Origin of the sequence: Aeromonas sp. EERV15 (assembly GCF_900079845.1) — a bacterium.
Lineage (GTDB): Bacteria > Pseudomonadota > Gammaproteobacteria > Enterobacterales > Aeromonadaceae > Aeromonas > Aeromonas sobria.
Genome location: NZ_FKKY02000156.1, coordinates 1 through 441, shown reverse-complemented (window position 1 = coordinate 441; position 441 = coordinate 1). Strand labels below are relative to the sequence as shown.

1 protein-coding gene is annotated in these 441 nt (G+C 73.7%); it reads right to left on the bottom strand.

Going from position 1 to position 441, the window contains the following annotated elements:
- Window positions 1–171: 171 nt before the first annotated feature.
- Window positions 172–441, bottom strand: a 270-nt coding sequence (locus tag BN4575_RS22970; RefSeq protein ID WP_141689925.1) for an MFS transporter, incomplete at its 5' end; no start/stop codon positions are given.

The window sequence follows — 441 nt, the reverse complement described above, 5'->3', positions numbered from 1 at the left end:
ACGCTGTCCGGGCTCGGCGCCCTCGACCGCAGCGAACGCAGGCGGATCTTCGACGAGACAATGCGGCGCGTGGTCCTCCCGGGGCTGCGACACCTCGGGATCGACACGGGGCACGGCGAGCAGTGGCTCGCCGAGCGCCTCGGGTGACGAGGCGCGCCCGCCGGGCGGCGATCAGGCAGCGACCTCGACCCCGCCCCGCTCGCCGCGGCGGGAGGCCGGGTCGTCGCCAGCGAAGACGATCGTGAACACGACGAACGCGGCCCACAGCGCCGCCAGGTGGTAGAGCATCGCGACCCCGCCCTCCGCCTGGTAAATCGCGCTCGACGCGGGGGGGCCGAGCAGCATGCCCGCGGCGTAGAAGACGTTGTACAGCGAGTTCGCGCGGGCATAGTCGCGCGGGGCGGTGACCACGCCCTGGAGCGCCAGGCTGAGCGGCGAGAT